We start from the raw sequence: 18,507 nt of genomic DNA, 5'->3' as shown, positions 1-18,507 counted from the left end.
GCATCGCAAGGCGGAGCGTCGCCCGCGTACTGGATGTACTCGGGCGATGCGACAACGCGGCGAGGTGCCGTGCCGGGCGTCGCGAGCCGGTGAACCTTTCCGGGCGCAGCACTAGACCGGCGGCGGCTCGATGTCGCACTCCGCGCGCATCCCCGCGGCGGCGCTCCGGCTCTCCGGATGGTCCGCCCCCAGAGTCGCCAGATAGCGCCGCTGCACCGAGGCCAGCAGCTCCTCGCCGGCCTCGCCGTCGCCCGTTGCCGTCATGTCCAGGGCCACGTTGGTGAGGGACGCCAGAGTCGCGGGGTGGCGGTCGCCGTAGCGGGCCTCCAGCTTGCGGGCACACTCCTCGCCCAGCGCACGGGCCGACTCCGGGTCGCCCTCCAGCGCCAGGTCGGTGGCCAGGTTGACCCGGGCGAGGAGCAGCCAGGGGTGGTCGTCCGGGAGCGCGGCGGTGAGCGCGGCCACCGTCTCCTGGTCGATGCGGTGGGCCTCGGCATGCTGCTGCGAGGCGCGCAGGGCGGCCGCGTGGTTGATGCCGGCGACGCACGAGAGCGGGTGCCGCGGGCCGAGAACCGCGCGGTAGCGGTTGAGCGCGTCGGCACTGTGCTCGCGTGCCGCCTCCGGATCGCCGGTCAGCCGCAGATCGTTGGCGAGGTTCGTGAGCGCGGCCATGGTGTCGATGTGCTCCGGGCCGAACTGCCCGCGGTACTGCTCCAGCGCCTCCCGTGCCAGCGCGAGACCCTGCTCGAAGTCACCCGCCTTGCGGCAGGTGACCGACATGTTCTTGATGGCGCGCAAGGTGTGCGGATGCCGGTCGCCGTACTGCTCGCGATAGCGGACCAGCGTGCTGGTCTGCAGGATCAGCGCGTCCTCGTACCGGCCGCACTCACGCAGGTCACGGGCCACGTTGTTGATGGAGAAGAGCGTGGAGCGGGCCGTGGGGCCGAGGATCTCCAGGCGGGCCTCGTGGATGCTCTCGTCGAGGGCGAGCGCCTCCTCGTACAGGCCGTTGACGCGCAGGCTCACGCCATAGTTGTGACCGACGGTGAGGACCATCTGGGAGCGGGCGCCGTACAGGCGCACACTGCGGTCGTACGCGTCGCGGTCGACGGCCAGCGCGTCGGTGAAGCGACCGGCCGCGCGCAGGTCGGCCGCGGTGGCACCGGCCACCGTGAGGGCGTGTTCGTGGTCCTCGCCCACGGTGGAGCGCAGCCGGCGCAGCACGTCCTCGTTGATCCGGCGGGACTCCTCGAACTCGGCCAGCTGCCAGTGCGCGCTGGCCTGCTGACGGCGTGCCCAGAGAGTCTGGAGATGGTCCGGCCCCAGCCTCGTGGTCCACTCGTCGGCGACCTTCCGGGACAGCTGGGCCGCGCCGGGGAAGTCACCGCGGGCGATCACATAGCCGAGGATGTGCAGCGCCGTCTCGCGAACCTCTTCGTCCCCGCAGTGCAGCAGACCGGAGGGCTCCAGGTGGGGCAGGATGTCGGCGAAGTTGCGCCAGTTCTCCGGGCGCTGGGAGTCCTCGGGGTCGTGCGCGGCGATGATCTGGTGGACCAGGTGGCGCAGCCTGGTGCGCTCCTGCGCGGGCAGCTCGTCCTGCAGGACGCCGGCCAGCAGACGGTGCACCTGGAGTGTGCCGGTCGCGGCGTTGACGTTCAGCAGCGAGAACTGGTTGATGGCCCGGATGGCCCGGCCGCGAGCCAGCTCGTCGCGGGCGACGGGGGCGAGGTCGTCCGGCAGGGAGAGCTGCCGGGCGTCGCGCAGGAAGGACTGGGCGACGGGCTCGGGTCCGAAGAAGGCAAGCAGACGCAGGAGTTCGAGAGCCTGTGGGTTGTGGGCGCGCAGCAGGTCCACCGAGGTACGCCATGTCGCCGCGACGGGCTGGACGCCGGACGCGGTGGGTTCGGCGAGCACTTCCCGGCGGCGGTGTTCGAGGAGGTCCAGATAGGCCCCGGTGCGGATGCCGGACTGTGCCTGCGCGGCGACCGAGTGCTCCAGCGCCAGCGGCAGGTCGCCCAGCGACTCGGCGAGCCGCTCCGCCTCCTCGCGGGTGGCCCATGGAGTGCGATGGCGCAGGAATCCGATGCTCTCCTGCCTGGTGAACACGCCCACGCGCAGGGCGTTGACGCGTTCGGCCCATCCCGAGTGCCGCGATGTGACCAGCACATGGCCTGCCCCGCCCGGCACCCCGAGCAGGGAGGGGATGTAGGGCACGACGTCCTCGGGTGCCCCCGCGTTGTCCATCACCAGGAGCCAGCGGGTGAACGGGGTTCCGGTCGACATCGCCGCGAGCACCCGGTCCACCGGGTCCCCCGACCCCTCGGCGGATGAGCCGAAGTCCGGTACCAGGGAGGCGAGTTGCTGCCGGATCACCGCGGGCTGCTCGGCGTCGACCCACCAGATCCGCTCGTACTCGGTGTGATGGCGGTGCACGTACTCCACGGCCAGCCGGGTCTTGCCGACGCCGCCCATGCCGTAGAGGGCGTACGGCAGTACGGCCGCCCGGTCTCCCGAGTTCAGCAGGCTCCGCAGGCTGTCGAGTTCCGCCTCACGGCCCGTGAAGTAGGAGGCCTGGGGAAGCGGCATGGCCCGCGGCAGACGTGCGGGCAGGGACGATCGTGCCGCGGGGCTCCCACCGGGCGCGCCGGGGCGCTCGGGGTTCGGGATCGGAGGCGTCGCAGGGGAAGGGGCGGTATCCATCGACACGACCTCCGTGAGCTGAGCCGGGTCCCTGGGCTGAGGTGTGGGGGCGGGTGCTTCGTCCACGAGGGACGTGCCGGACCGGCCCCCGCTGTTCTCCCCACGACCCGCCGTGCCCAAAGGTGTGCGCTCCCGTGCGCGGGCCAGCGCACCTCCATAGGCCGGTCCGAGCGCGGTCAGCGCCGGCGCCGCCGCCGACAGCAACTCGTGGTCCACCGCGTCGAGAGCGACGTCGTCCAGCTCCATGGGTGTGGTCAACAGGGTGCCGAGCAGACCGGCGCGTGCACCCATCACCCGTCCGGCGACCCCCGACACCTCCTGGAGCGTACGCAGTGTCTCGGTGCGTCCGAGGCCACGCAGGAGCCGGTCGCGTACGCCGTCCAGGAACTCGTAGCGTGGGCCGTCGTCGTCCGTGTCGGTGCGCGCCGACAGCAGGCCGCCGAGCAGGATCTCCGCGAACGCCAGAGGCCCCGCCGCCCGTCCCAGCAGGCGCTGCACGGCGCCGACCACCTCCGGCCGCAGGGGGACCATCGCCAGGCGCGCCGCGAGCCGCCGTGCCTGGGGCGAGGCATGACGCAGGAAGTTGCGCACCGCCTGCTCGGCGGTGACCGGGCGGGAGCGGTGGTCGGGGGCGAGCGGTGGCAGACTCTGCTGTGCCAGGCCCTGTTCGTTCACCAGGAGGGCCGCCACATCACTGTGTGCCCCGGCCTCGCGCGTGACCATGCGTGCCCAGCCCTCGAACCAGCCGGGCTCCAGTTCGAGCACGGGGACCGGTAGCGCGGCGGGGCGCACCCACCGCTTGTTGTGGCGCAGGAGGAGGAGCGCGTTCGGCAGCCCGGGCATGGCGGCGCGCACCCGCACATCCCGGGGCACCGCCTCGCACAGGTCCCACAGGCGGCTGGGCAGCGGCTGGAGCACCGCGACGGGCGCGTGATGCGCCCAGCGGTGGAGCAGCCGGGGCACCGTGCCGGCCGCCCAGGCGTCGCCCACGCAGTCGCTCATCAGCAGGATCAGCCGTCGCCCCTGCGGATGGAACAGCTCGCCCGGGGCGCGCGCCGGGCCACCCCGCTCCGAGTGCAGCTGGGCGGCCTTTCCGCCGCGGGTGTCCAGCCGCCACACCCGCACATCGGTGAACGCGCCCTGTCGGCGCAGGAGTTCGGCGAACTCCGCCGCCATGCGCTGCCACACCGCCATCGACACACTCTGCTCGACGACGAGCGCGACCTCGAACCAGCGGTCCGGCACGTCCACCAGCACGGGGCTCCACCGTCCGAGCTCCGCCGACCTGACGGCTGTCGCCTCGTCGTCCAGGGCGTGCCGGTGACGGGAGCGGACCCGGCGGTTGAACGGACGCAGGGCCCGGGCGAACCGGAGGGGGTCGCGCAGGACGCCGGGGCGTGTGTCGGTGTCGAAGAGGGGTGAGGAACCGGCCGGGAAGCCCTCGGTGTGCGCAGCCTCACGGGAGAGGCGGCCGGGTGCCGTTCCGAGGGCGGTCGCGTCCGGCTCCTCGCTCCGGGACGTCGCGGACTCCCCGCCGTCCCAGGGGAGCCGGTCGGCCTGGGGAGACGTCGCACGGGGGCCTGGCGGAGGGGTGACCGGGACCCCGGAACCGGCCCCGGGCGGCGATGCGCCGTCGAGGGCCGGCGGGGTTCCGGACGGTCGCCCTGCCGGTTCCCCTGCCCCTGCCCTCTCCCGCCTGCCCGACCGTGGAGCGCCGTCCCGTAACGCGTCGTCGCCCGCCCCGATGCGCTCCGTCAGCCATATCGCCTCGGCCCACTCGCGCGCGGTCGGCACCCGCTCCAGGTGGCCGGTCATGGCGAGGTGTCCGTCGCCAGGCTGCGCCACAGCGCGGCCCGTAACCGCGCCCAGGACGCCTCGTCGGCGTCGGCGGCGCCGTTCGTGAGCATGTGCACGGTGTTGAGGAGCTGGTCGGCGGCGAGTGAGCCGTCGCCGCGCAGTTCCAGGAAGGAGCGGATCAGCTCCCTGGTCCGTGCGTCCGGCTGCGGGCCGAAGTGCGACTCGATCATCGCGGCCAGGCGTTCCTCGTCCGGAGCGGCCAGTTCGACTTCGAGACACCTACGGCGGAAGGCGGGTGAGAACGCGCGCTCCCCGTTGCTGGTGATGACCACCACCGGGAACTCGGAGCACCGCACCCTGCCATCACGCACCACGACCGGCGACCCGTGGTCGGCGGTTCCGACGCTCGCCTCCCGTCGGGACTGGCCCAGCCGCTCCAGCTCCCTGATGCGGAACTCGCCCTCCTCGAAGATGTGCAGCAGGTCGTTGGGCAGGTCGACGTCGCTCTTGTCCAGTTCGTCGATCAGCAGCACGCGGGGTCGCTTCCACGGCAGCAGTGCCGTGCCGAGCGGGCCGAGCGTGAGATAGCGGCCGACGTCGGGCAGCGGCCCGCGCTGTGTGCCGGGTCCCGTGCCCACGGGGGCGTCCTGCACCCGTCCGATGGCGTCGTAGTCGTACAGCCCGTCGCGCAGCGCGGTACGGCTGACCACCGGCCACCACAGCACGCGGCCGAGGCCCAGTTCGGCGGCGATCTGATAGGCGAGACTGGACTTGCCGGTACCGGGCTGACCGGTGACCAGCATCGGGCGGCGCAGCTGGATCGCGGCGTTGATGACGTCGACGACGCCGTGGTCCAGGGTGCCGGCCCGGCATGAGCCCAGCTTGCGTTCGACGTCCGAGGAGTCGGCCGGTTCGGGGATGTCGAGCGGGGGGCTGTCCGTGTCCGGCCGGAAGCGCCGCCACGGGGGCGGGGCGGGCAGCGGGGGCAGGGGATCGGAGGGCGCGTGATGGGTGCCGTTGTCCCGGAACACCCACCAGGAGGGAGGACGGGGGTGCCGCGCCTGATGCAGGTCGCTCCGGTCCCCGTTCATGGATGGCCACCCCCGGTCGGCGGATGCCCCAGCGCGGCCTCCGCCCCCTCCAGTCCGTCTTGGCTGTCCCACACTAGGGTGACGTGGCGATGCAGGTCCAGCGTCACCGCTGGACCGCCGCTGCAGGAGCCGACGCCCCGCAGATGTCGTACCCGTTCGGGCAGTGCGTCCAACCTGCCCGCCAGGAGATTCCACAACTGCGGCCGGGCATCGGCGTGATGACCCCGCCGGCGTAGCGCGACGATGGCCGGGATGCCCACCTCCAGTAGGACATATACCGGATCAGCGGCCAAGTCGCCGTCGTAGGGCGGCGGGTCGAGCAGGACGAAGCAGAAGGGTGTGTCGCCGTCGCGGAGTTGGCTGAGGAGGTCGTCCGGGGGCGGATGGAGGCCCGGTGCGACGTAGCGCACGGCCGGTGCCTCGAAGACCCCGCCCGGATTCGACTCGAGCCACGCGAGGCGGCGGTGCAGAGCGGGCCACCAGTACCGTTTGTGGAACCGGTCCCGACTGCGCACCAGGACGGTGTGATCGGCACCGATCGGGCGGGCCACCGAACCGGCCGGCCTGACCATGAACTGGTCGACGTCCAGCCACAGCAGCGCCCGGGGCAGCAGGAACTCCACCCGCAGGCCGGCGCTGAGCTCACCGAGCCGGTCCAGCACGGTCTGGTGCAGCACGGCGACCGTCTCCTCAAGGGCGGGCCGCGAGGGCACCCGGCGATCGGCGAGCAGGGAGTGCGGGCCTTCGCCGGGGGCGAGCAGCCAGCCCCGTATCTGGTACTCGTCGGGGTTCGCCGGGTGCGCGACGATCTCCACGAGCAGACGCGACGGTTCGAAGGGGCGGCCCGACCGCGCGGCCTCGCGGGCGCGCACCCGCCGGAGCAGTTCCCGAGGACAGCCCAGGCGAGGCGCCACTCGGTCGCTCCACGTCCGTAACTCGGCTTCCAGCAAAGGCGGCTGACGCACGGCGACGGCTTCGACGAAGGAGAGCAGGGGATGCGCCTCGTCCGGCATCAGGAGCGCGTCCTCGAACGCGTCGAGCAGTTGCGCCACCGCGTCCTTCCCCGTGGGATCGTCGGACGGGGGCGGCGGCAGGAAGGGCAGGAAGCGCAACGCGATGGGCCCCAGAGGGGTGGCGGAGGCCCGGGATGTGAGCAGGGCGAGCAACTCGTCGCGCTGGTCCGGCGTGAGCAGAGTCTCCGGGTACAGTCGCAGATACATCTGTTCCACGGCCGCCCACGCCAGGATCCCGGTGCGGCCACTGCCGAGCGTGTCGAGGTAGAACCGCAGCCCGCCCGGATAGTCGTCGCACTGCCGCAGCGTCGCGTAGAGGTCTTCCCTGAGGATTCCCGACCGCTCGACGTCCAGCGGCCCGAAGTGCTCGGTGAAGGACTCCGCGGCGCGCCGCAGCGGGAGTTGCTGGCTGAGCCCCGGAATGCGCGCGATCAGTCCCGCCAGTTCCCAGAACAGGTCGGTGCGCGGCGTGTCGGCGCCTCTCACGGCGCAGCCCCCGGCGCGTCGCGCAGACGGACGACCACGCGCTCGAACTCCCGCATGGGCAACGAACCCCGCTCGTACCAGCGAAGTGCGGCGGCGAGCCGGTCGATGCCGTCCGCGTACTGCAGACACAGCTCGACGACCCCTCGCACGTCCTCCAGCAGGACGGGCGAGCGCTCGGCGAGATCGAAGATCTCGTCGCCCGCGTCGCGCAGCACACTGTCGCGGCGTTGCGGGTCGCGCATGCTCGGGACCCGCACCAGAGCGGCGGCCAGTTCGCGCTCGGCGCCGCGCGGCCAGGCGGGGGCGGGTGGTGACTCGCCGTACACGGCGTCGCCCAGGAGCGGGCAGTAGCGCACCACGGCCTCGACCGGGATCATCCAGGCGATGCGGGAGTCGGTCGAGCGGCGTGCCGCCACGACGATGCCGACGACGTCCCCGTTCTCGTCGACGGTCCCCGCCCCGCTGTATCCGCCCTGCACCCGCGCATCCGCCGGGTGCACGCTCTCCAACTGGATCCAGTCCGGGCTCAGCCCTCCCGCGCCCAGCAGCCGCGCGGCGACCCAGATGCCCGGAGGGGCGGCCGAGGCCTGACCGAAGACGCGTACGGTGCGGCCGTGTACGGGGCCGCACGGCCGCAGCCGCGCGGGCGTGCAGTCGGGCGGCGCGGCGTCGTGCAACTGGAGCACCGCGACATCCGCTCGCTCCTGGTCGGGTGGTGCCCAGCCCTGCGGCAGAACCGAGGCGTACGACATGTCACCGGTCAGCGAGCCCGGATGGTCGACGGCGACGGGCCGGTCCTGCGGACTGTCCCGATCATCCATCCCCAGGGCGCTCTGCACGACATGAGCGCACGTCAGCACCCTGCCCCCAGCCACGAGAACACCCGATCCCACCGGTGTGTTGTCCGCCCCGAGAATCCGAATCCGCCATGAGTCCTCGATCGACTGCGACACCCCGCGCCCCGTTCGCTCCGCCTTTGCACGATGTTGACAGACATCGGCTGCCGGTAACAGCGGTGCGGCTGAATCCCCGTCAACAGGAGTGCGCGGGGTGGTGCGGCACGGCGCCCGTGCGGTCCGAGGGAACCGGCGTTCAGACCGCCTCGGTCGGCGCCTCACTCCGCTGCGGCGGCCACAGCTCGTGCCACCTCAGATCCGCCTCCAACTGGGCCGCCAGCGACACCAGAAGCGGCTCGCTGTTCGCCGGGCCCAGCAACTGCGCACCCACCGGCAGCCGGGAGGTGCCCTCGTCGACGAAGCCCGCCGGGACGTTGACGCCCGGCCAGCCGAGCACGTTCCACGGCCAGGCGTACGGACAGGCGGCGATCATCGCGCGGTCGGTGTTCCAGCCGCTCATGTTCAGAAGCGTTCCGATGCGCGGCGGGGGAGCGGCCGTCGTCGGCGCGAGAATGACGTCGTACGAGGAGAAGAGGGCCCCCACCCGCCGGTGCAGCAGCGCCTCCGCCCGCCGTGCCGCGCGCAGCGGCGCCCCGCCGAGCAGTCGGCCCAGGCGCGCCGCGTCCCGCGTGCGCCGGTCGAGCAGGTCCTGGCAGGGCAGGTCGCGCACCCGCTCGGCGACTCCGGCGGTCGCGCGTGGCAGGAAGGTGAGCCCGATCTGCCCGTAGCGCGGCTCCGCCTCCTCGACCACGTGCCCGAGAGCGGCCAGCCGCTCGGCGAGCGCGTGGACGCGGGCCCGGATGCGGGGATCGAGCCGGGCGGGCAATGCCGTGAACGGCGGCTTCAGCGAGAGCGCGATCCGCAGCCGCCCCGGGTCGCGCCCCACCGCGGCCAAGACGTCCACCGCGGGCGGGCGGTGCAGGTCGTCGCCGTGGTTGCCGCTCGCCGCGTCCAGCAGCAGGGCCGCGTCCGCGACCGTACGGGCGAGCGTGCCGTTGACCGTGATGCCCTGGAAGGACTCGGGGCGCGGCCACGTCGAGATCCGGCCGCGCTGCGGCTTGATGCCCACGAGATGCGTCCACGCGGCCGGGATACGTACCGACCCGGCGCCGTCCGAGCCCAGTGCGGCCGGCACCAGGCCCGCGGCGACCGCCGCCGCGGACCCGCCGGAGGAGCCGCCCGGGGTGTGTTCGAGGTCCCAGGGGTTGCGGGTGGCGCCGAAGGCGGGGCCTTCGGTGAACGGCCACTGACCCAGCTCACAGGTATTGGTCTTGCCGACGACCACGGCGCCGGCCGCGCGCAGCCGCCGTACCGCCTCGCCGTCCTCGGCCACCGGCGGGAAGGAGCCGGAGCAGCCGAACGCGGTCGGCTCGCCGGCCACGTCCATGTCGTCCTTGACGGCCACCGGCACCCCGAGAAGCGGCCGCCGCACCCCGGCCGCCAGCTCCCGGTCGGCCGCCTCCGCCTCGGCGAGCGCGGCCTCGGCGCGCACCAGGCGGAACGCGTTCACCGAGGGCTGTGCCGCCTCGATCGCCGCCAGCGCACGCTCCACGACCTGGCGTGAGGTCACCTCACCGACGGCCAGCGCACGGGCGCACTCGGCCAGACCCGGATTCCGTTCGGAAGCCATGGGGACACCTCCGCAACTCCGTTGTCTACCGAACGGTAACCTGTGGCCGCGCCGTCCGCGAGGGAATGCGCAACTTCCCTTGTGGAAGCGGCCGTTCGGGCTCCGTGCGCACCCCGGAGGCGGCCCCTGTGGCCGCTCTGCGAAGATGCGGTACGTCATGGTGCAGATACCGAAACAGCCCGTCCCTTCGTCGCCCGCACCATCCGCCGTGCCGACGAGTGCCGATGTGGCACGTCTGGCCGGTGTCTCGCGCGCGACCGTCTCGTACGTCCTCAACAACACCAGTGCCGTGCGCATCAGCGAACCCACGCGCCGTCGTGTCCAGGAGGCCGCCAAGGAGCTGGGGTACGTTCCGCACGCCGCCGCCCGCAGCCTGCGCGCCGGACACAGCCGTATGGTGCTGATGCCCGCACCGAACGTTCCGGTGGGGCCGCTGTACAGCCAGTTCCTCAACGAACTGCAGTGGGCCCTCAGTCGTCTGGACTACACCGTCGTGCAGTACGGCGGTGTCGGTCTGCACGGCGACGAGGCCGCCCGCGCCTGGGCCGAACTGAGGCCGGTCGCGGTTCTGGTACCCGGCGGCGGTCTCGGCCCTGAGGGCGTGCACATCCTCAAGCGCTCCGGCGCCCGCGCCGTCGTCACCCTCGGCCCGGAGCGCGTCGAGGGGGCGCACGCGCTGCTCCTGGACCATCACGGGGTCGGGCACAGCGCCGGGGTGCACCTGCTGGCCCAGGGCCGCCGCAGGGTCGGTGTCGTCATCCCGCAGAAGCCCGGTCTGGAGTTCTTCGCCGCTCCCCGGCTGGAAGGCGTACGGCGCGCCGTGGAGGACACCGACGCGACCGTCACCGAGCTGCCGCTGGCCTACGAGGAGGAGGCCGCCGCGCGGCTCGCCGCGCGCTGGCGTTCCCTGGCCCTGGACGCCGTCTTCGCCTACAACGACGAGTACGCGATGCTCCTCATGCGCGCCCTGCAGGACGAGGGCGTGGGGGTTCCCGAGGAGACGGCCGTCGTCGGCGCCGACGACCTGATGCTCGGCCGGTTGCTGCGGCCGCGACTGAGCACCGTCCACATCGAACTGCCGTCCGGACAGGATCTCGCCGAGCTCGTCGACAGAGTGGTGCGCGATCCCGGAGGCGTGCCCGAGGTGCACGAGGTGCTCGGGGCACGGATCGTGCACCGCGAATCGAGCTGATGCGTATCGCGCGCCGCGCACCCGGCCGATCAGGCCGACGGGGCCGACGCCCCTTCGGAGGGATCGCCGCCTCCGGCACCGGCGCCCGCTTCGGCGGTGAGGCGAACCCGAACGCCTTCACCGATCCGCGCTGGACGACGGTACGCGGGGCGTGGCGACGTACTGTTCCGGATCAACGCCTTCGGGTGGTCACTGGCCGTTCTGCTCGGTCTTCGCCTGCTGCTCGGCGACCGCCTTGCGGACCTCGTCCATGTCCAGCTTGCGGGCCTGCCCGATGACGTCGTCGAGGGCGTCCTGCGGCAGCGCGCCCGGCTGCGCGAACACGGCGACCTGGTCCCGGACGATCATCAGCGTCGGGATCGACTGGATGCCGAAGGCCGCCGCCAGCTCGGGCTGAGCCTCCGTGTCCACCTTGCCGAACACCAGGTCAGGGTTCGCCTCGGCGGCCTTCTCGTAGACCGGGGCGAACTGACGGCACGGCCCGCACCAGGACGCCCAGAAGTCGATCAGGACGAATTCGTTGTCCGTGACCGTCTGGTCGAAGTTCTCCTTGGTGAGCTCCACGGTGCTGCTCATGGCGTGTCTCCCTCTTCCTGGTGTCGGGGCTGGACCGCTGTCGACAACGGCGTTGCATGGTCATGTATTCCGCGCACGTACCCGTGTGGCCACCGCGCACACCAACAACCAGACTGGGCCCATGACGGAAACGGAATCCATCGCCTATGACGTCGTGGTGCTCGGTGCCGGGCCAGTGGGGGAGAACGTCGCCGACCGCACCCGTGCGGCCGGTCTGTCCACCGCGGTCGTGGAGAGCGAACTGGTCGGCGGCGAGTGCTCGTACTGGGCGTGCATGCCCAGCAAGGCGCTGCTGCGCCCGGTGATCGCCCGCGCGGACGCCCGTCGCGTCCCGGGCCTCGGCCACCTGGTGCAGGGCCACCTCGACGTGCCGGCGGTCCTCGCGCACCGGGACTACGAGGCCTCCAACTGGAAGGACGACGGGCAGGTCGGCTGGCTGGACGCCATCGGGGCGGACCTGTACCGGGGGCACGGACGACTGGCCGGGCCCCGTACGGTCACGGTGAGCAGCCCCGACGGAGAGCACCATGTCCTCACCGCCCGGCACGCGGTGGCCGTGTGCACCGGCAGCAGGGCTCTGCTGCCCGATCTGCCGGGGATCGCCGAGGTGAACCCGTGGACCAGCCGTGAGGCGACGAGCGCGAAGTCCGCCCCCGGCCGCCTGATCATCGTGGGCGGAGGCGTGGTGGCGACCGAGATGGCCACGGCCTGGCAGGCCCTCGGCTCCCAGGTCACCCTCCTGGTCCGCGGAAAGGGCCTGCTGCCGCGTATGGAGCCGTTCGCCGGGGAACTGGTCGCCGACGCGCTCACCGAGGCGGGCGTCGACGTACGCACCGGTACCTCGGTGGAGTCGGTGCGGCGTGAGGGCGGCACGGTCGTGGTCGTCACGGACGGCGGTGACCGCCTGGAGGCGGACGAGATCCTCTTCGCCACCGGCCGGGCGCCCCGCACGGACGACATCGGCCTGGACACCATCGGCCTGGAACCCGGCTCCTGGCTGTCGGTCGACGACACCCTGCGGGTCAAGGGCAGTGAGTGGCTGTACGGGGTGGGCGACGTCAATCACCGCGCACTCCTCACACATCAGGGCAAGTACCAGGCGCGCATCGCGGGCGCGGCCATCACGGCCCGCGCCGCGGGGGTCCCGCTGCTGGAGACGGACCCGTGGGGCGCCCACTCCGCCACCGCCGACCACGCGGCGGTGCCACAGGTGGTCTTCACCGATCCGGAGGCGGCCGCCGTGGGCCTGTCTCTCGCGGAGGCGGAGCAGGCCGGTCACCAGGTGCGCGCCGTGGACGTCGACATGTCGTCGGTCGCGGGGGCGGGTCTGTACGCGGACGGCTACCGGGGGCGCGCCCGCATGATCGTCGACCTGGACAGCGAGACCCTGCTGGGCGTCACCTTCGTCGGCCCCGGCGTCGGGGAGATGCTGCACTCCGCGACCATCGCCGTCGCCGGCGAGGTCCCGATCGACCGCCTGTGGCACGCGGTGCCGTCGTATCCGACGATCAGCGAGGTCTGGCTGCGGTTGCTGGAGGCATACCGGGGCTGACACCGACGGGGGTGTCACCCGAGTGGGAGAACCACTTCACGAACGTCAGCACGTCGGCTCCGCCGCCCGCGGCGGAGCGTACGCTCCGGGCGCCTTCGCCGCACTCGGCCAGCCGTCGGCCACAACCAACGGTTGTGGCCGTAGGGTATGGCATGGACCTCGACACCGTCCGGACCTTCGTCGCCGCCGCCGACGCGGGGCAGTTCCAGGAGGCCGCCGCCGAACTGGCGGTCACCCAGCAGGCCGTCTCCAAACGCATCGCCGCGCTGGAGCGCAACCTCGGCGTGCGGCTGTTCACCCGCACCGCGCGCGGCGCCGAGCTCACCATCGACGGGCAGGCGTTCCTGCCCCACGCGCGCGAGCTGCTGCGCGTCGCCGAGCGCGCGGTCGCGTCGGTGCGCCCCGGCCGTCGTCCGCTACGCGTCGACGTGATCGCCTCGCGCGTCGCGCCGTCAGGCCTGATGCGCGGCTTCCACCACGCGCACCCCGAGATCGACCTCGACGTGGTGATGCTGCTCGACATCGAGACGGCCGTCACCGCCATCCGGTCCGGTGCGATCGACGCGTCCTTCCGCGCCGTCGCCGCGCCCGGCCGGCCCCTTCCCGAGGACATCGAGTCCGTCCGGGTGCTCGACGAGCCGCTCCAGCTCCTCACCGGTCCCGCCCACGCGCTGGCGGGAGCCCGGTCGGTGACCGTCGCCCAGCTCGCCGGGCACCGGATCTGGATGCCCGGCATCGTCCCCGGTACCGAGTGGGCCGCCTACTACGACGACCTCGTCGCCGAGTTCGGACTCACCATCGAGGCGACCGGCCCCAACTTCGGCTCCGACGCGCTCCTCGACACCGTCGCCGACACCCCGGCCCTGGCCACCTTCATGGGCGAGCAGACCCGCCTCGTCTGGCCCGCCAACCACGGCCTGCGCCGCATCCCGGTGACCGACCCGACGCCCGTCTACCCGCACTCGCTCCTCTGGCACCGCGACAACCCCCACCCAGCGCTGGCCACCCTCCGCGCCCACCTCGCCGCCACAGCGGCCGGCCACGACGCCGCCGGGACCTGGGCGCCGGGCTGGGTGATTCCGCGCTGAACGCAGCCGCGTTCAGGAGAGTTGACGGGAATCAAGCCTTGAGCAGCACCCAGGCGCCCTCCGGCCGGCCCTCGAAGGGCTCGGTGCCACGGCGCAGCACCGGATCGCCCGCGGCGACGATCGGCAACGGGCCACCGGCGGCGAGCAGTTCCTCGACCCGCTCGGCGATCGGGCGGGCGTTCGGGTTCGGGTGGTCGACTTCGGATGCCATCGCGCCGGCTGACCGGCGGGTCGCGCGGCGGACGGGACGGCCGGGTGTTCCTGTGGCACAGGTCATCGGCTGTCGCACGGAGTCGTGGCCTCCCGCCCGCCGACGCGTCCTCCGTAGGCACCGGCCCGTACCCGGTTGCCCGGGCACGGGCCGTCGGTCCATCGGCCTGTTGGCGGCTCACACCTCCGCGAAGTCACCGGAGAGCGCCGCGGCGATCCGCAGATGAGGCTCCGCCTCGGTGTGGCGTCCCTGACGCTGAAGCGTGCGCCCCAGCAGCAGCCGGGCGTAGCACTCCACCGGGTCGCGTTCCACGATGGTGTGCAACTCTGCCTCGGCACGCCGAAGTTGGGCCGAGTGATAGTAGGCGCGCGCCAGCAGCAGCCGCGGTCCGGTCTGCTCCGGCACCTCGTCCACCAGCCCCTCCAGGACCCGTGCCGCGGCGTAGTAGTCCCGCGCGTCGAAGAACATCCGCGCCCGCTCCCACCGCTCCGCGGGCGTGCCGTGGCTGTAGTACGTCGTCTCCACTCCATGCCTCCTCACGGCGGGCACAACGGTCGGGGTTGGTTCGATATTCCACTACCTGCGCATTCCACTACCTGCGCATTCCACTACCTGCGCATTCCACTACCCGTGCCCCGTGGGGCGCGTGGGCTGTGCGGCCGCCAGCTCGGCGTTCGCGCGGGCGAGGACCAGCGTCAGCACACGCCCGGCGGTCTCCAGGTCCTCCCGCGGGATGCCCGCGTAGAGCCGGGAGGCCACCTCCTTGCCCCCGGCCTGGATGCCGTCCAACAGCTCTCGCCCGCTGTCCGTGAACGACACCCGGCCCTCCGAGGAGACGTCCAGCACTCTGCCGTCGAGGAGTTCCTCGATGGCGGCGTGGACCGCCTTCTCGTCGACGTTCTTGAGCGCGTCCCTCACCAGCCCCACGAGCGAGGCGCGCTCGACGTCCCCGCCGTTGTCCGCGAGCGTCCGCAGCGTGGCCGACTGGGTGAAGCTGGTGCCGGTGCGCGCGAGCACGCGCTCCAGCAGGGCACGGCTGGCGTAGTGGGTGAGGCCGATGAGCTGACCGTTGACGACGGGGTCGGGTGTGGTCATGACTGCCCCCAGGTTTCGATGTCTTCGCGTCCGATGTCTTCGGTGCGGTTGCCGTCCGTGCCGTCCGTGCCGTGCGTGCCGCCGGGGCGGCTGCCGGCCGCGGACGGGTCGAGTGGTGCGTCGAGCAGGGTCCGGAGCTCGCGCATGAAGCCCTTCGTGCGGGCGCTGTCGCGGCCGCCCAGTGGTTGCAGCAACTGCTCCTGCAGCCGCTGGACGACCTCGATCGCCTGCCGTGCGACGTCCTGCCCCTGTGCCGTGAGCGAGAGCTGTACGGCCCGGGGGTCCGCCGGGTCGCGGCTTCGGTCCACGAGACCGGCCGCCTCCAGGGTGCGGGCGAGTTTCGAGACGTAGAGGGCCTCAAGTCCGGTGTGGTCGGCGAGCTGTCGCTGGCTGGGGCGTCGGCCGACGCGATCCATGCCGAACAGCGTTGCGACCAGGGAGTACTGAGCGTGGGTCAGGCCCAGTGGCGCGACCGCCCGGTCGACGGCGACGCGCCACTTCATCGACAGTCGCCAGACGAGGAAACCGGGCGTCGCGCCCTCGGGTGCCGTATTCATGGCAGATACTGTACATGGCTACTATAGCCATGGCTACTGTTTCCAGCGGCCGGTTCCGGTCGAGGGCGTGCTCACGGGCCGCGCCGCGGCCTGGCGGTTCCGGGCCGACGGCGCCCCGATGGGGAAGGGATGACCTGACGCGGGCACCCCGGCGGGGCTAGGTTGTGCGGCATGAGCAATCTTGATCGCGAGGCGGCGCCCGCCGTGTGCGGTGGCCGTGGGTTCGTGGTGGCGGAGCCGGTGCGCGAGCTCCTCAGCCCGCGCCGGGTCTCGCTCGGCGAGTCGACGGAGGTTCGCCGGCTGCTGCCCAACCTGGGTCGCCGCATGGTGGGCGCGTGGTGCTTCGTCGATCACTACGGCCCGGACGACATCCCCGACGAACCGGGCATGCAGGTCCCGCCGCACCCGCACATGGGGCTGCAGACCGTGAGCTGGCTGCACGAGGGCGAGGTGCTGCACCGCGACTCGACCGGCAGCCTCCAGACCATCCGTCCGCGCCAGTTGGGGCTGATGACCTCGGGCCGGGCGATCAGCCACTCCGAGGAGAGCCCGAAGTCGCATGCCCGTCTTCTGCACGGCGCGCAGCTGTGGGTGGCCCTGCCGGACAACCACCGGCACACGGAACCGCGCTTCGAGTACCACCCCGAACCGCCCGTGGTGACCTCGCCGGGTCTCAGGGCCACGCTGGTCCTGGGCGAGGTCGACGGCGCCACATCACCCGGTACGACGTACACGCCGATCGTGGGCGCGGACCTGGCACTGGCGCGCGGCGCGGACGTACGCCTGCCGCTGGAGGCGGACTTCGAGTACGCGGTCCTGTCGATGTCCGGCGAGGCCCACGTCGACGGCGTACCGGTGCTGCCGGGCTCGATGCTCTACCTGGGCTGCGGCCGCACCGAACTCCCGCTGCGCGCCGAGTCGGACGCGGGGCTGATGCTCCTGGGCGGCGAGCCGTTCGAGGAGGAACTGATCATGTGGTGGAACTTCATCGGCCGGTCGCAGGAGGACATCGCGCAGGCTCGGTCGGACTGGATGACGGGCTCTCGCTTCGGCGAGGTGAAGGGATACGAAGGCGATCCGCTGCGGGCGCCGGAACTGCCGCCTGTGCCTCTGAAACCGCGCGGAAGAGTGCGCTGACCTCGGCGGCACGCAGCCATGGTGAGGGCCGGCGAGACCGCGGTGATCGGTCGAGGCGAGTCGTCACACGATGTCGAGCACGTCGGTGACCCGCCGACGTGGAGTCGGCTGCCCCTCCGGACCGTATCCGAGATGGATCACCATCTGTACGTACCCCATGAGCGACATCGGGTCGGGCACCGCCCACCGGAGTTCGGGCCATTCGAAGGGCTGGAAGGCCAGGGACGCGACGAGGCCGTCCCGAGTGGCCTGGAGCAGGACGCGTTCCAGTGCCTGGCCCGCCCGGAGCCAGTCCACCGGCCGGTCCTGGATCGTACCGAGCAGGGCGATGTGGGGTCTGTCCTCGGTGGGCGCCCAGCCGTGACCGGAGCCGGTGCGAGCGGCGGCGACGTCGTGCACGGGGTAATTGGCTCCCCACTGGCCGGGGCCCAATGCCTCGACGGCGGTTCCGTCCGAAGCGATGGTCTGCCTCGCCGGCTCGGTCCGAGGCCGATACGTCACCTCGTCACCCAGCCCGAGGACCAGAGCCTCGCCGAGCTCCACCTCGTGCACCAGATCGAGGACCAGCAGTACATGCGAGGCGTCGGGGAAGACCAGTCGAGCGCCTTCGCGGCGGGCCGCGTCGCACAGTACGTTCCTCAGGGCCGCCGGTAGGTCGTCCTCGCGGAAGGGGTACCGGCTGGTGTGGCGGCGGTGGATCGCCGGGTGGAGCCCGGCGAGGGATTCGTCCGGGCGTGCGGTGCCGGTGAGGTCCACCTCGGCCAGCAGCTCCGCGTCGGAGTCGTCGGGCAGCAGCCGCGTGGCCGGTTCCCGGCCTGCCGCCACCGCGGCCACCCGCAGGTTGAGCAGTGCGGCACCGCAGCCGAGATGCAGGGCGCGCCCCTCGGGATCGGTCTCCGGGAGTTCCCGTTCGAAGTCGGCGTACAGCCGCAGGGTACTGCTGTCGCGCAGGAACCGGAACTTCCAGGGCTGCGCGTTGTGCAGGGACGGAGCCGCCGTGGCGTCCTCGACGAATGCGGTGACGGCCGACGTGCCCAGATCTGGTGTGGCCATCGAGGTCTCCCTTCATAGCGGGCCGGCGGCAGCCATGTCGGTTCCGTGGCCGAGCGGAGCGCCGTCTCCTGCGCCGTGCGGTCCGCGCCCGGATGAGACGCTCGATCCGTCTTCAGACTGAGGGTGCGCGACGCGCCGCGGTAGGGGCCGTCCGGACCACTTCGGGGGCCAAGCGGACCGTGGGCTCCGGCCGGGTACCGTCGCGTCGGGCAAGGGCTCCGCACCGCCCTCGATCCTGCTGCGAGGTCACTGTGCGAGCAGTGTCCCGCAGCGCGGCCCGTCGCGCATTCTCAGGGCCCGGAACGGTCGTGGGACTCGCAGGTTCGAGGCACTGAGAATGCCCCTGTCGCCGTCGTCCCGCACGACTGAACTGCGGCCGACGGTGAGGTGTGGCACCGCGTCCCAGCCGTACCGGGCACGGTCGGCGACGGTC

General features: G+C 72.4%; 14 protein-coding genes and 1 pseudogene. 4 read left to right on the top strand and 11 right to left on the bottom strand.

Annotated elements, in window-relative coordinates; translation table 11 throughout:
- Positions 1 to 111: 111 nt before the first annotated feature.
- From fxsT to ASC56_RS11180, 5 genes are all read right to left on the bottom strand, one after another.
- The gene (gene fxsT, locus ASC56_RS11200) at positions 112 to 4,545 is read right to left on the bottom strand and encodes an FxSxx-COOH system tetratricopeptide repeat protein (protein ID WP_055491167.1); all 4,434 of its coding nucleotides are present in this window, start codon (positions 4,543 to 4,545) and stop codon (positions 112 to 114) included.
- Positions 4,512 to 5,588 (bottom strand): MoxR family ATPase, encoded by a 1,077-nt coding sequence (locus tag ASC56_RS11195; RefSeq protein WP_055491166.1) that lies wholly within the window; start codon positions 5,586 to 5,588, stop codon positions 4,512 to 4,514. The genes fxsT and ASC56_RS11195 overlap by 34 nt, the downstream gene beginning before the upstream one ends.
- A complete protein-coding gene (locus ASC56_RS11190) occupies positions 5,585 to 7,087 on the bottom strand; it encodes a hypothetical protein (RefSeq protein WP_055491165.1) in 1,503 nt (500 codons plus the stop codon). The genes ASC56_RS11195 and ASC56_RS11190 overlap by 4 nt, the downstream gene beginning before the upstream one ends.
- Positions 7,084 to 7,980 (bottom strand): trypsin-like peptidase domain-containing protein, encoded by an 897-nt coding sequence (locus ASC56_RS11185; protein WP_267887622.1) that lies wholly within the window; start codon positions 7,978 to 7,980, stop codon positions 7,084 to 7,086. The genes ASC56_RS11190 and ASC56_RS11185 overlap by 4 nt, the downstream gene beginning before the upstream one ends.
- Before the next feature lie 199 nt (positions 7,981 to 8,179).
- A complete protein-coding gene (locus ASC56_RS11180; protein WP_055491163.1) occupies positions 8,180 to 9,613 on the bottom strand; it encodes an amidase in 1,434 nt (477 codons plus the stop codon).
- A gap of 157 nt (positions 9,614 to 9,770) precedes the next feature.
- Here ASC56_RS11180 and ASC56_RS11175 point away from each other — a divergent pair, with 157 nt between their 5' ends.
- Positions 9,771 to 10,805 carry a LacI family DNA-binding transcriptional regulator gene (locus ASC56_RS11175; RefSeq protein ID WP_055491488.1) on the top strand — a complete coding sequence of 345 codons (1,035 nt, stop codon included), beginning with the start codon at positions 9,771 to 9,773 and terminating at the stop codon, positions 10,803 to 10,805.
- A 189-nt stretch (positions 10,806 to 10,994) separates the two neighbouring features.
- Here the strand turns inward: ASC56_RS11175 and trxA are convergent, their stop codons facing one another.
- Positions 10,995 to 11,381, bottom strand: a complete 387-nt coding sequence (trxA, locus tag ASC56_RS11170; RefSeq protein ID WP_055491162.1) for a thioredoxin — start codon at positions 11,379 to 11,381, stop codon at positions 10,995 to 10,997.
- A 121-nt stretch (positions 11,382 to 11,502) separates the two neighbouring features.
- On the opposite strand from trxA, the gene ASC56_RS11165 reads away from it, so the two are divergent.
- Together ASC56_RS11165 and ASC56_RS11160 are read left to right on the top strand one after the other, a co-directional pair.
- Complete coding sequence (locus ASC56_RS11165) at positions 11,503 to 12,933, top strand: NAD(P)/FAD-dependent oxidoreductase (protein ID WP_055491487.1); 1,431 nt, start codon at positions 11,503 to 11,505, stop codon at positions 12,931 to 12,933.
- Between the two features lie 152 nt (positions 12,934 to 13,085).
- Positions 13,086 to 14,021, top strand: a complete 936-nt coding sequence (locus ASC56_RS11160) for a LysR family transcriptional regulator (RefSeq protein ID WP_055491161.1) — start codon at positions 13,086 to 13,088, stop codon at positions 14,019 to 14,021.
- A gap of 64 nt (positions 14,022 to 14,085) precedes the next feature.
- Here ASC56_RS11160 and ASC56_RS11155 read toward each other — a convergent pair.
- The 4 genes and pseudogenes from ASC56_RS11155 to ASC56_RS11140 form a co-directional block, all read right to left on the bottom strand.
- Positions 14,086 to 14,232 (bottom strand): annotated as a pseudogene (locus tag ASC56_RS11155) (peptide deformylase); the annotation flags it as partial.
- Positions 14,233 to 14,409: 177 nt separating this feature from the next.
- Positions 14,410 to 14,757 (bottom strand): M48 family metallopeptidase, encoded by a 348-nt coding sequence (locus ASC56_RS11150; protein ID WP_055491159.1) that lies wholly within the window; start codon positions 14,755 to 14,757, stop codon positions 14,410 to 14,412.
- Between the two features lie 99 nt (positions 14,758 to 14,856).
- A complete protein-coding gene (locus ASC56_RS11145) occupies positions 14,857 to 15,327 on the bottom strand; it encodes a hypothetical protein (protein WP_055491158.1) in 471 nt (156 codons plus the stop codon).
- On the bottom strand, positions 15,324 to 15,884 hold the full coding sequence (locus ASC56_RS11140; protein ID WP_055491157.1) for a MarR family winged helix-turn-helix transcriptional regulator: 561 nt from the start codon (positions 15,882 to 15,884) through the stop codon (positions 15,324 to 15,326). The genes ASC56_RS11145 and ASC56_RS11140 overlap by 4 nt, the downstream gene beginning before the upstream one ends.
- Before the next feature lie 171 nt (positions 15,885 to 16,055).
- Between ASC56_RS11140 and ASC56_RS11135 the strand changes: the two genes are divergently transcribed.
- Positions 16,056 to 17,021, top strand: a complete 966-nt coding sequence (locus ASC56_RS11135) for a pirin family protein (protein ID WP_055491156.1) — start codon at positions 16,056 to 16,058, stop codon at positions 17,019 to 17,021.
- Positions 17,022 to 17,084: 63 nt separating this feature from the next.
- On the opposite strand, the gene ASC56_RS11130 is transcribed toward ASC56_RS11135, so the two are convergent.
- Positions 17,085 to 18,074, bottom strand: coding sequence for a hypothetical protein (locus ASC56_RS11130; RefSeq protein ID WP_055491155.1), 990 nt, complete (start codon positions 18,072 to 18,074; stop codon positions 17,085 to 17,087).
- Positions 18,075 to 18,507: the final 433 nt, after the last annotated feature.

The sequence above is a fragment of the Streptomyces sp. TP-A0356 genome, from assembly GCF_001417775.1.
Lineage (GTDB): Bacteria > Actinomycetota > Actinomycetes > Streptomycetales > Streptomycetaceae > Streptomyces.
This window is presented reverse-complemented; position numbering and strand designations above follow the sequence as displayed.